At 44.6% G+C, this 12,257-nt stretch carries 10 protein-coding genes; 1 reads left to right on the forward strand and 9 read right to left on the reverse strand.

Going from position 1 to position 12,257, the window contains the following annotated elements:
• Window positions 1–16: 16 nt before the first annotated feature.
• Window positions 17–751, reverse strand: coding sequence for a glucose 1-dehydrogenase (locus FHS24_RS01185; protein WP_183618017.1), 735 nt, complete (start codon window positions 749–751; stop codon window positions 17–19).
• Between the two features lie 155 nt (window positions 752–906).
• On the opposite strand from FHS24_RS01185, the gene FHS24_RS01190 reads away from it, so the two are divergent.
• Window positions 907–1,449: a DUF924 family protein gene (locus FHS24_RS01190; RefSeq protein WP_183618019.1), complete on the forward strand. Its 543-nt coding sequence runs from the start codon at window positions 907–909 to the stop codon at window positions 1,447–1,449.
• A gap of 109 nt (window positions 1,450–1,558) precedes the next feature.
• On the opposite strand, the gene cysE is transcribed toward FHS24_RS01190, so the two are convergent.
• The 8 genes from cysE to ggt form a co-directional block, all read right to left on the reverse strand.
• The gene (cysE, locus tag FHS24_RS01195; RefSeq protein WP_183618021.1) at window positions 1,559–2,470 is read right to left on the reverse strand and encodes a serine O-acetyltransferase; all 912 of its coding nucleotides are present in this window, start codon (window positions 2,468–2,470) and stop codon (window positions 1,559–1,561) included.
• Between the two features lie 162 nt (window positions 2,471–2,632).
• Window positions 2,633–3,076: a YtoQ family protein gene (locus tag FHS24_RS01200; RefSeq protein WP_183618023.1), complete on the reverse strand. Its 444-nt coding sequence runs from the start codon at window positions 3,074–3,076 to the stop codon at window positions 2,633–2,635.
• 117 nt (window positions 3,077–3,193) lie between these two features.
• Window positions 3,194–4,096, reverse strand: coding sequence for an RNA methyltransferase (locus FHS24_RS01205; RefSeq protein ID WP_183618025.1), 903 nt, complete (start codon window positions 4,094–4,096; stop codon window positions 3,194–3,196).
• Window positions 4,096–4,473 (reverse strand): Hpt domain-containing protein, encoded by a 378-nt coding sequence (locus tag FHS24_RS01210; RefSeq protein ID WP_183618027.1) that lies wholly within the window; start codon window positions 4,471–4,473, stop codon window positions 4,096–4,098. Before FHS24_RS01210 ends, FHS24_RS01205 begins: the two co-directional genes overlap by 1 nt.
• 55 nt (window positions 4,474–4,528) lie before the next feature.
• Window positions 4,529–8,251, reverse strand: a complete 3,723-nt coding sequence (gene dnaE, locus FHS24_RS01215) for a DNA polymerase III subunit alpha (protein WP_183618029.1) — start codon at window positions 8,249–8,251, stop codon at window positions 4,529–4,531.
• A 95-nt stretch (window positions 8,252–8,346) separates the two neighbouring features.
• Window positions 8,347–8,469, reverse strand: a complete 123-nt coding sequence (locus FHS24_RS12495) for a hypothetical protein (protein ID WP_265088156.1) — start codon at window positions 8,467–8,469, stop codon at window positions 8,347–8,349.
• A 102-nt stretch (window positions 8,470–8,571) separates the two neighbouring features.
• A complete protein-coding gene (locus FHS24_RS01220) occupies window positions 8,572–9,819 on the reverse strand; it encodes an NAD(P)/FAD-dependent oxidoreductase (RefSeq protein ID WP_183618031.1) in 1,248 nt (415 codons plus the stop codon).
• 353 nt (window positions 9,820–10,172) lie between these two features.
• Window positions 10,173–12,137 (reverse strand): gamma-glutamyltransferase, encoded by a 1,965-nt coding sequence (ggt, locus tag FHS24_RS01225; RefSeq protein ID WP_183618033.1) that lies wholly within the window; start codon window positions 12,135–12,137, stop codon window positions 10,173–10,175.
• Between the last annotated feature and the right edge of the window lie 120 nt (window positions 12,138–12,257).

Consider the following 12,257-nt stretch of genomic DNA (forward strand, 5'->3'; position numbering starts at 1 on the left):
GCTAATCGCAAAATTATTATTGCGCCGTCAAACCACCATCAATGATAAATTCTGAGCCTGTAGAATAGCTTGAATCATCTGAGGCTAAGAAGAGCACCATGCCACTGACTTCTTCTGGCTGCGCCACACGTCTCATTGGAATAGTTTTGGCAAAAGCTTCTACCGCATCTTTGGTATCACCTTGCATAATCATCGGTGTGGCAATGACGCCTGGATGAATGGAGTTCACGCGAATGCCGTGAGGGGCGCACTCTAATGCTGCCGCTTTGGTCATACCGCGTACCGCAAATTTAGAATCGGTATAGCCGATAGCGCCGCCAACCAAACCATTAATCGATGAGATATTGATGATAGAGCCTTGTTTGGCTGCTTTCATCGTTGGAATGACCGCTTTCATGCCTAAAAAGACCGATACTTGGTTAATCTCTAGAATCTTACGATAGTCGTCCACTGAGGTATCTAAAATGGACTTATGCGTGGTGATACCTGCATTATTGACCAATACATCGATTTTACCAAATTTATCTTGGGTTGCTTTAACGACTTGTGCCCAATCATCTTCATTGGTGACATCATGTTTGATAAAGAGGGCGTTATCACCAAGCTCTTTAGCCAATGCATCGCCTTTATCAGAATTGATATCGGTCAATACCACTTTAGCGCCTTCTTCCATACATAAACGCGCATGAGTTTCGCCCATTCCTTGAGCAGCACCAGTAATGATGATAACTTTATCTTGTAAACGAGCCATGATGTTTCCTATCTTTATTTATGGATAATGAAAAGTATAAGCCATCATAGCTGAATATACCTTAGTGGATATGAAACCATAAGTTAATATTTTTAGACAATAGCTTTAAATTACGCCTTTTAATTATACCTTTAAATAGTGAGTTTGAGAAAACGATGTATAAAGTGATATTAGATTTTTGTTTTAAAGAGGTCGGTAGCCAACAGTTTTTTGAGAAAGACGCAGATTTTGATAATTTGCTCAAAGAGCGTTTTACGGGCTTACTTAAACAAGCGGCGGCGTCAGAGCTTTATGACTGGCGAGCTAGCATTGAAGGTAGGTTGGCAGAAATTATCATATTAGACCAGTTCTCGCGAAATATTTATCGTGATACGCCAGCGGCCTTTGCTCAAGATAGTATGACATTAGCGCTCGCTCAAGAAGCGGTTACTGCTGGGGCATTAGAAACGCTTGAAACCGTAGAAGCTCATAAGTTTATACTCATGCCGTATATGCATAGTGAGTCGAAACTGATTCATCAACGAGCAGTGCCCTTGTTTGAGCAATATACCAATGCCGATACCATAGAGGCTGAGATAAAACATAAAGTGATTATCGATCGATTTGGTCGTTATCCGCATCGCAATGACATTTTAGGACGGGTTTCGAGTAGCGAAGAAATAGAGTTTTTGACGCAGCCTGACTCATCATTTTTATAAATATTGTCTGTTAAGTAGTTAGTCGATAAAGCGCTATTTATCAATTGATTAAAATACAAAAGAGGCTGTTTGGCCTCTTTTGTATTTAGTTTGGACTATCGCTAGCAGTTTACTTCTGCTCAGCGCCTGCTGCACCCATATCAATACGACCAATCACATCTAAATCCTCTAAGCACAGCTTATCGTATTCCTTTTTGCAAAAATTAGGATCGATTTTGCACATTGCAGTTTGCAATTGATCTAAGCGGTTTTCTGATTGCTGGATGTGCTCAAGCATTTTAGCAAAGGCTTCTGCGACAGGGTCTTGAGAAGAGGGGTCAATACCGTAGGCCTGAAAGGTCGTAGTGCGTTTGGTATTTGATACTGTGTCTTTGACATTATTTTTGTCGGTGTTGCCAGCATGCGCGACTTTTTCTTGCTGTTTGGCGTCTTGGACTTTGGTTGCGATGGGATTGCCTTTTTCGTCGTGATGATCTGAAATCATACGTGCTGCACTGCCAACCATAGTAGCGCCCGCTGGTACAGGTTTGACAACGACCGCATTTGATCCGATTTTAGCGTTCTTACCGACAGTAAATGGACCCAATACTTTGGCACCCGCACCAACTGTCACGCCATCTTCTAGCGTTGGATGACGTTTGCCATTATTCCACGAAACGCCGCCAAGGGTGACGCCATGATATAAAGTGACATCATTACCAATCTCTGCCGTTTCGCCAATCACAACCCCGACGCCATGGTCAATAAAGAAGCGCCTACCTATTTTGGCAGCCGGATGAATCTCAATACCGGTGACGATGCGTGAGCCATATGATATAACGCGCGCAGCTAGTTTTTGTTCATGATTCCAAAGATAATGGGCGCCACGATGTAAAACAAGCGCATGAATGCCAGGATAGGTCAAGATGACTTCTAGGCTATTACGTGCCGCTGGGTCACGGTTGAATACCGCATCGATATCTTCTTTTAGGTCTTTTTTGACGCTGGCAAGCGATTTGAATAATTTGGCTGGCAATGACATAAGGCGTCCTATCGTATTTTTAATAACAATCTTTTTAGTTATAGCAGTTTAACAGTACAAAATATAGCGATGAGTGATAAATTAAACCAGATTGCTTATAGATAAACTCGCAAGCAGTGGTGATTTGCCTACAAACAATCCTATGTGACTTATATATGCTAGTTAACTATTACTAGTCACATATTTTAGCAATTCGACAACCTGTTCAGGCGTTTGCGCCCATGCCATTGCTGCCGCATCGACTTCTTTTAACGGATGAATAATATCTTCAGCATGCAAAGTAATATAAGGCTTGCCTAATGCGGCGCAGTAGCCCGCGTCAAAGGCGGCGTTCCATTGTTTGTATTTATCACCAAAGCGAATGATAGCGATGTCACACTTTTGAATCATATTTTTGGTACGAATCGCATTAACCTTTGATGACTGATGGTCGCGCCAGAATCCATTGTCATTTTTACCGAGCACATCACCAGCCGCGTCGCTGGATTCATGGTCAGTCACAGCGGAAGTAAAAGTAATAGCAAGACCGTGCTCTTTCGCGCCTTGCATAATTTTTTGTCGCCAGTCGCTGTGTATTTCTCCAGATAAATAAACCGTCCAATTCATTGTTCATTCCTTTTTATTATTCAACCATCTGACTTGCAAAACAGTAAGACTACTGCCGCTAACACCAAGCACTCAATGTCTTGAAATCAATACTCTAAACCTTGCAACTTAGAAGCTTTAATCCTTTGCAAGCTTAGCAATTAAAGCGCTTAATAGCTGATATTCTTTTTGATCAAGCTGTAAGCGCGAGCCCAGTCGTGATAGGCGCGACGGTAAAGACTTTAGGTTTTCACTATCGGCCAGTCCACGCTGAACCATCAACTCAGTCGTGCGCTGAGTCAGCTGCTGTAATTGCTGTTGGCTAATCGCGGGCTCATCCCATTGTTGACGCAGATGTACATCCAATGTTGGCTGAACCGTTGCATCTTTATCATTATCTAGGCTGTTGTTAGTCGTTTGGGCATGGGTTTGTGCATAAGCAAAGATAAAACTGGCAATCACTTGTACGGCTGAGGCTACATTGAGTACAGGATAAGCAGGATTGGCATCGATTTGAATATGATAATCGGCGTAAGCCAGCTCTTCATTGGTCAATCCACGGTCTTCACGCCCAAATAAGATAGCAATATTGGGCTTATTTGTAGATTGAAAATTTTCACGCAGTTTAGCGTTTTCATTATTATCAGCTACATCGAGAGCGGTTTGCTTATCGATAAAATCAAACATGATTTTGGCAGCTTGCGTTGGCGTCACCACAGGGCGCGGTAAATGACGGCTACGACTGCTGGCCGCAAATACCAACTGGCAATCCGCTATCGCCGATTCCAACGTCGGTGTAATGGTCGCTGATGATAACAAATCACTGCCACCGGCGGCATGAGAAACACTGGTCTCATCAATGGGCAGCTTAGGGTCAACGACAGTCAAACGCGATAAACCCATGGTATGCATAGCACGAGCTGCTGAACCAATATTGGCAGGTAAAGTGGTATTAACCATGATGATTTGCACACAAGACAAATAGTCACTTACCGTATGATTAACGGTTGCTGCTAAGGTTGAGGAAGAATCGTAATTCATTACAACCCCAGTCTTTGGTTTATTTCTTGCTCAACACGTTGCAACGCTACTGCAACCGCTTCAATAAGTTCCGCTTTGTCGCTGATAAGGCGCTCGCGGCAAGCTTCTTGCAATTGCCCACTAAGATGCATCAATTGGGTTGCGCCCAAATTGGCACTGGCGCCTTTTAGCGCATGAGCAATTTCATAGCCATTGGCGTTGTCATCTTTTTGTTGTGCGCTTCTTAAGTCGATAATGCGCTGCTGACTGTCGGTAAAATACACTTGTATCAAATCGATAAAGTCTTCTTCCAACAAGTCACGCATGTCATCAAACTGCTCGTCATTGATAATCTCATTAAGTTGAGCATTCATATTATTATTCGGGTTTTCAGTCATGATCATGTGTCCAATAAAGTAAAAGTTACAGCAATTAAGTTAACTAACAATCAGGTTAGCTATAATGGAAGTGCAAATTGTCTTCGCTAACCATGCTCTTTAATTGCTGTAAGTTATCATCGTTAGGGTAGACGCGCCAATGCTCAGATAGTCCTACATTGGCAATGCCATATTCTTCATAAATGCTCAATCCAAGCGGCAGGCAGTTATCGTTAATAGAGGCATCGGTATTGCTAAGGGCATTATTGGCATAACCATTGCTATTTTGATGCAGCGCATCTTGATGCATATCATTTTCTAGTGCCAATAAATCATTGCCATCTTCATCATATAGGCTGCCACCCATCGACGGGTCATAAGCACCGTTACCACCGCCACCACTATTGCCTTGCTCGTCCTGCTCATCGTTATAAGACAAGCGCGGCGCTGGTATGATGTCTGCTTGGGCGGATTTGAGCAGCGGCTGCATACGTGTCAGCAGATTAATATCACTGCCGTGAACTTTGATGCTGATTTTTTTCAGCCAACGCAGGCGCGCATCCACCATACTCATGGCATTATCAAGGCGGGCAAACAGGCGTCCGTCACGCTCACGAATACTGCCTTTAATGATGACCACTTCATCTATTTTTAATTGCTCTTTTACGCGGTTAAAGCGCTCAGCATAACAGCTGACTTCTAAGCGTGACGTGCCATCGTCTAAGGTGATGACGTTACGCGTACCGAAGTTAGCAATATCAATGATTAAACCAGCAAAATAGCAGCTGCCATTATAGCCAGTGTCTGTCAGCTTATCGAGACGGGCGCCTGAGGTATAACGTTTGAGCTCCTCACGGTATTCATCGATAGGATGTCCGGTTAAATAGAGACCTAAGGTGTTTTTCTCAGCTTTTAGGCGGTGTTTATCACCCCAAATCAGCTCTGGCGTCATAACAAGTGGCGGCGCAGCAACAACACCATCCATTTCACCAAATAAATCCATCATACCAATTTCACGGTTTTGACGGTCTTGTTCCGCCGCTTGTACGGCACTTGGCAACTGACTCATCAGCGCACCACGAATCTCGTAAGCTTCGTCGCTTGGCAAGTCTGGACGTAAAGTCGCTGCAAAGTCATCAAAGCAGCCAGCACTGACCAAGGCTTCAAGCGTGCGTTTATTGACTTTTTTGATATCAACGCGGCGGCAAAAATCATATAAGTCTTTAAACGGACCTTCACGGCGGCGTGCATCAACGATAGATTCGACGGCACCTTCACCAACGCCTTTAATCGCTCCTAAGCCATAAATAATATTGGTCGGCGTATCAGCAACAAAATGCCATTCACTGCGGTTTACCGATGGATTAACGACGGTTAAATCAAAGTTTTCACGGCAGTCATTGATAAAGAACACCACGTTGTCAGTGTTGTTCATATCGGAAGTTAGTACCGCTGCCATAAACTCAGCAGGGTAGTATTGTTTTAAATAAGCAGTTTGATAAGCGAGCACGCCGTAAGCAGCAGAATGCGAGCGGTTAAAGCCGTAGCCGGCGAATTTTTCCATCAAGTCAAAGACACCACCTGACGTGACTTCATCAATCCCTTGTGCGGTAGCACCAGTCACGAAAATATCGCGCTGCTTAGCCATTTCTTCAGGTTTCTTTTTACCCATGGCGCGGCGTAGCATATCAGCGCCACCCAAGCTATAGCCTGCCATAACCTGCGAGATTTGCATGACCTGTTCTTGATAGACAATAACGCCGTTGGTATTTTCTAAAATCGGCTCAAGGTTTGGATGGTCATAAATGACTTCCTCGCGACCATGCTTACGGTCGATATACATCTCTACCATGCCAGCATCGAGCGGACCCGGACGATATAGCGCACACATGGCGATAACGTCTTCGATATTGGTCGGTTGTAATTTCGCCAGATACTTTTTCATACCCATACTTTCTAACTGAAAGACGGCAGTGGTCTTAGCATCTTGCAAGAGCTTGTAGGCTTTTTTATCATCTAACGGTAGGTCTTCTAACACCAACGCATCTTTGCCTTCTTTTGCACGACGCAGGTTGATATTTCTGACAGCAGCATCAATCACGGTCAAGTTACGCAGACCCAAAAAGTCAAATTTTACTAACCCAACTGCTTCAACATCATCTTTATCAAACTGGCTGACACGGTGACCTTCGTCATCACAATAAATCGCGCTAAAATCCGTGATTCTGTGCGGCGCAATCAGGACGCCACCAGCATGTTTACCCACGTTCCTGCAAATGCCTTCAAGCTTAATCGCCATCTCCCACACTTCAGTGGCATCTTCATAATCCATGTTGTCAGGATTGGAGATTAAGTCTTTGAGCTGTGGTTCTTGCTCAAGCGCTTGACTGAGGGTGATACCCGGTGTTTTGGGAATAAGTTTCGACATCTTACTCGCAAGGAAGTAGGATTTACTTTGTGCTCGCGCAACATCTCGTACCACTGCTTTTGCTGCCATCGTACCAAAGGTAATGATTTGCGAGACTGCTTCTCGACCATAAGTTTGAGCGACATAATCAATAACGCGGTCGCGACCTTCAATACAGAAGTCAATATCGAAATCGGGCATAGACACACGCTCGGGATTCAAAAATCGCTCAAATAATAAGTCGTAATGAATAGGGTCGAGGTCGGTAATATTCAGAGCATAAGCGACGAGAGAACCAGCACCAGAACCACGACCTGGACCTACGGGTACGCCATTGGCTTTTGCCCAGCGGATAAAGTCCATTACGATTAAGAAATAACCGGGAAAGCCCATTGAGAGAATAACTTTTAGCTCATACTCTAAACGCTCATCGTACTTTTGGCGAAAGTCGCTCCAGTTGTCAGTACGTGATTCAATCGGAAATAGCTTGTCTAAGCGATTTTCAAGCCCACGCTGCGATTCTAAGCGAAAGAAAGATTCAATCGTTTCGCCTTCAGGTACAGGAAATTCAGGCAGGACGTTAATACCTAGCGTTAAGGTCACATTACATCGGGTTGCTAAGCGCAAGGTATTGTCAATAACTTGTGGAATATCAGCAAATAGCTGTGCCATCTGTGCTTGGGTTTTAAGATATTGCTCGTCCGAATAGAGTCGTGGACGATTGAGGTCAGCAAGTACATACGAGCCTGCGATACAGACGCGCGCCTCATGAGCGTCAAAATCGTCTTGCTCTAAGAAACGCACATCGTTATGGGCAATGATAGGAATATGATGCTTGGCACCTGAATGAATAGCCGCTTTAATAAAAGCATCTTCACCTGAGCGATTGGTGCGCTTAATCGCAAAATATAAGCGATCATCGAACTGCGCCTGCCATTCTATCAGCAGCTCGTCGGCTTTTTCTGGCATGGAACCGACCAGTGCTTGTCCGACATCGGATTTTTCAGTAAATAATACAATGACACCGGCTGCGTGCTCTAAAACATGGCGACGCTCGACAACGGGCACACCATGATTAGCAGCATCGGCGCGCCCTTCAGTAAAGCCAAGCGATACGATGCGGGTGATATTTTGATAGCCTTCATTGTTCATCGCCAGCAATACCAAGCGCGTGTCTTCATTATCCATAATGATTTCACTACCGATGATTGGCTTAATACCCGCGCCTAAACAGGCACGATAAAACTTCACCGTGGCATAAAGGTTGGATAAATCGGTCAATGCCAGCGCACGTTGATTGTCTGCTGCCGCTGCTTTGATAAGCGGCTTTATGCGCACGATAGAATCGGTGATTGAATATTCGCTGTGGATGCCAAGGTGTACAAATGCCATAGAGGACTCTTACGGATGCGATCAAAAGGGTGTGGTGCTAAGAGAGAAGGTCAGAAGACATGGCACATTGCAAGCTCATTTACGAAGCTTTAGCATTATTGATGCGGCAACAAGCGATTCATCGCTTGGTTTAAGTCTTCTAATCTTAACGGATAATAATAGCATTCTTTACCCATAACAGCCACTGATTCAGCGCCTAACAGCGAGGTGACAGACATTGAGAATAGGTTTGCTTAGCAATAAACTATTGTGCTCAAAACTATTATGCTTAAAGATATGTCGGTAGTTTTTTCTTAATTGATAAGCCTTTCATAAGCTGTCTATGTAAAGCGGGCAAGTTGATAAGGTTTTGGGTCGATAGCGTGCGCTTCATCAAAATAGTATGCCGCGATTATTTGCGCGCTAACGACTGCTTGCGTCAACCCCAAGTGCTGATGGCCAAAATTTAAAAACACTCGCTCAATGTTATCGATAACTGGTAAGGAGTCTGAGGTCGATGGTCGAAAGCCCATCCATGGTACGCTATCAACCGAATTTAATGGCGTTTTTAACATAGGCTGCGCGTGTTGTAAGAGGATATGTGCCCGCTGCATATTAGCAGGGGCTTCCAGTCCTGCATATTCCACTGTGCCCGCCAAGCGTAGACCTTCTTGCATCGGTGTCATCACAAAGCGCCGATCTAGACTGGTTACGGGCATCTGTAAGCGTGCGCTTTCATGAGGTAACATTAAGTGATAACCGCGCTCAGTATCTAGCGGAACCGTGACGCCTGTTAACTGTTTGGCCAAGGTTTTAGAATGAGCACCTGCCGATAACATCACTTTGGAAGCTATAATATCACCTTGATTGGTCGTTAAATGGATGCCTTCAACGTTAGTCTTCGCTTCAAAGACGCGGCAATGCTCGATAATGTGACCGCCTAATTGTCTAAATGTGATGCTAAGCTGGTTGATGACTGCTGTTAAGTTGGTGATATGCCCTGTGCCTGGGAAAAATAACGCCGCTAATTGGTTGTCTTTTAAGGCGGGTTCATGTTCTAAGAGGCGCTCTTTTGTCAATAATTCATTAGCTACGCCGACATCATTAAGACGTCTGCCATGGGACTTTAAAGGGTCTAAGCTACTGGTTTTCTCAACTGTTAATAGTGCACCTTTCACTTTTATCCAATCATCTAGATGCCACTGATGGGCAAAGTCTAACCATGCTGGTAGGCAATTATTATTTAAGCTTAATAGCGCTTGATGAATACGGGCAAATGGCTCAGGGCGCATATTCATCAGCAGCTGAATCGCCCAAGGCGTCAAGCGTGGCAGATAGCGCCAATCTATGCGCAGTGGACCTGTCGGATTCAATAACATAGCTGGAATATGACGCAGCATACTGGCATCCGCAATCGGAAACACATGCTCTGGGGCGATATGTCCTGCGTTACCAAATGACGCGCCTTGTCCGACCTCATTTGCTTCTAGCAGGGCGACCTTTACCCCTCGTGCTTGTAAGATTACTGCCGTTACCAGCCCAATAATGCCGCCGCCAATGATATGTAAGTCGAAGTTTGGGGTACTCATAAAAGTTCTCGATGAATCTCTCGATAGTGCTCATGCACTTATTTGCTCATGCATTGGTTAAATAAGATGGAGTAATTAAGGTTATAGCTGTCATCTAACTAAAATCAAAATACTTAGGTGAATCGATACAAGCAAAGGGCTCTATTTAAATAACTGAGATATCTATTTTTAATTATCCATTCAAATATATCTTTAAACATCGCCGAACGGCGGCTATGGCTGTCATAGCGCCGTCAGCTGATAGTTCAAGCAATTTATAAAGAGATTGCTCATTTTATAAAGATGGTACTCATTCAGTTTCGCCAAACACATTTAGCCTTTTGCCAAATAGTATTTAGCATTGCAAAACTAAATCAATAACCCACCACTGCCGCATCGACGATACGCGGGTCAGAAGAGCCATATACGCCATTTGGGGTAATCATAATCGACTGGGTTGAGCCCATGGCTGATTGGGGGCTTACCTTATGGCCCATTGACTCGAGCTTTTTAATCGTATCTATATTTAGCGCTTTTTCGATACGAATCTCATCGGGTAGCCACTGGTCATGAATGCGCGGCGCGTGCGTGGCCTCAGCGATATTCATATCGTGGTCAATGACGTTGGAGATGACTTGTGTGACGGTGGTGATAATGCGGCTACCACCTGGGCTACCAGTAACGATAAAAGGTTTATTATCTTTAAACACTAAGGTTGGACTCATCGATGATAAAGGACGCTTATTGGCTTCCACGGCATTTGCATCGCCGCCGATTAAACCATAACCATTAGGCACGCCAGGCTTGGCAGAAAAATCATCCATCTCATTGTTAAGTAGGATACCCGTACCTTCAGCGACCAGTCCAGTACCGTATGAGAAATTAAGCGTATATGTATTAGCCACTGCATTGCCATCTTTATCGACGATAGAGAAGTGCGTGGTTTGGTCGCTCTCGTAAGGTAGAGGGTTATTTGCCTTGATGGTTGCTGCTGGCGTGGCTTTATTTGGGTTAATTAAGGCGCGCAGCTTATCAGCATAAGGCTGGGCAGTTAGGCCGCTGGCAGGTACGTCGATAAAATCAGAATCACCCAAATACTCAGAACGATCGGCGTAAGCAAGCTGCATGGCTTCTGCCATGAGGTGAATGGTTTGCGCGCTGTTTTGACCGTAGTCTTTTAGCGGATAACCTTCTAAAATATTTAAAATCTGCACGATATGAATACCGCCAGAAGACGGTGGCGGCATTGAGACAATCTCATAACCACGATAATCGCCCTTGACTGGTACGCGAGCGATGGCTTCATAATTTGCCAAGTCCTGCAAGCTCATATTACCGCCTGCTTCATTGATGGCTTTGACCAATTTACGCGCCGTTTCTCCCTTATAAAAGCCATCTGCGCCTTTCGCGGCAATCAGTTTAAGAGACTTTGCGAGCTCTGGTTGTTTTAAGCGCTCACCCGGCTGATACGCACTACCGTTTGGTTTGAAAAATATCTTTTTGGTACTTGGCCATTTTTGTAGACGGTCACTTAACGCTTCTAATGACTCTGACAATCCAGCGGTGACCTCTATTCCGTTTTCAGCCAGTGCAATCGCTGGTGCCATTACTTGCCCGCGGCTCATCGTGCCATGATCTTCTAACGCTTTAAGTAAGCCTGCGACCGTACCTGGTACGCCTACGGCTAGGCCATGATAGCGAGATAGGTCACTGACCGCATTGCCATCCTTGTCGAGATACATGTCGCGCGAGGCGCTACTAGGCGCTTTTTCACGATAATCAAGCGCTACGGTTTTGCCTTGCTTGGCATCATATACCATCATAAATCCGCCGCCGCCGATATTGCCCGCACGCGGCAACGTCACAGCTAAAGCAAAGCCAACCGCTACAGCAGCATCAACGGCGTTACCGCCATCTTTTAAAATCTTTAAGCCAATCTCAGAGGCCAGCGCTTCTTGGGTTGCGACCATGCCATTTTTTGCCCAAACGGGGTGGTGGATAGCGTCAGCTGAGTAAATAGCTTGGTCAGTTTTGGCTGTCTTGCTATTAACGACGGCTGTGCCTTTGGCAAGGGTAGGCGTTAGGGTAGAGGATTTTGATTTTGTAACGCGCTGATTTTCGGACAATACAGTCGGATTATCAGTCATAATCGCTAAATTAATGGCACTGGTATTAATCGAGGTTGGATTGACGGTATTTTTTGCGGTTGTAGATTTCGTTTCTGCGGCGTGAGCAGAGACCGTTAGTAATAGTGTGCTAGTGATAATCACCGCAGCAGATTTTAGTTTTTTATGGGTAAGCGTTTGGGTGCTATGAGAATGAGAAAACAGAGTTGACATCGCAAAGTCCTTTTTACGAGGGTGAGTAATAGTCCTAAATAATAAAAAATAGCAGTCAGATATTAGGCAGCTGTTGATTGCTTATTTTGATTAGAAATACTATAGCAGTAATTCTCTGTA

The sequence above is a fragment of the Psychrobacter luti genome (assembly GCF_014192115.1).
Lineage (GTDB): Bacteria > Pseudomonadota > Gammaproteobacteria > Pseudomonadales > Moraxellaceae > Psychrobacter > Psychrobacter luti.

What these genes read in the sequence shown, in the direction of transcription:
- FHS24_RS01185 (WP_183618017.1), bottom strand. Translation starts at nt 751, where the DNA reads ATGGCTCGTTTACAAGATAAAGTTATCATCATTACTGGTGCTGCTCAA.
- FHS24_RS01190 (WP_183618019.1), top strand. Translation starts at nt 907, where the DNA reads ATGTATAAAGTGATATTAGATTTTTGTTTTAAAGAGGTCGGTAGCCAA.
- cysE (WP_183618021.1), bottom strand. Translation starts at nt 2,470, where the DNA reads ATGTCATTGCCAGCCAAATTATTCAAATCGCTTGCCAGCGTCAAAAAA.
- FHS24_RS01200 (WP_183618023.1), bottom strand. Translation starts at nt 3,076, where the DNA reads ATGAATTGGACGGTTTATTTATCTGGAGAAATACACAGCGACTGGCGA.
- FHS24_RS01205 (WP_183618025.1), bottom strand. Translation starts at nt 4,096, where the DNA reads ATGAATTACGATTCTTCCTCAACCTTAGCAGCAACCGTTAATCATACG.
- FHS24_RS01210 (WP_183618027.1), bottom strand. Translation starts at nt 4,473, where the DNA reads ATGACTGAAAACCCGAATAATAATATGAATGCTCAACTTAATGAGATT.
- dnaE (WP_183618029.1), bottom strand. Translation starts at nt 8,251, where the DNA reads ATGGCATTTGTACACCTTGGCATCCACAGCGAATATTCAATCACCGAT.
- FHS24_RS12495 (WP_265088156.1), bottom strand. Translation starts at nt 8,469, where the DNA reads ATGTCTGTCACCTCGCTGTTAGGCGCTGAATCAGTGGCTGTTATGGGT.
- FHS24_RS01220 (WP_183618031.1), bottom strand. Translation starts at nt 9,819, where the DNA reads ATGAGTACCCCAAACTTCGACTTACATATCATTGGCGGCGGCATTATT.
- ggt (WP_183618033.1), bottom strand. Translation starts at nt 12,137, where the DNA reads ATGTCAACTCTGTTTTCTCATTCTCATAGCACCCAAACGCTTACCCAT.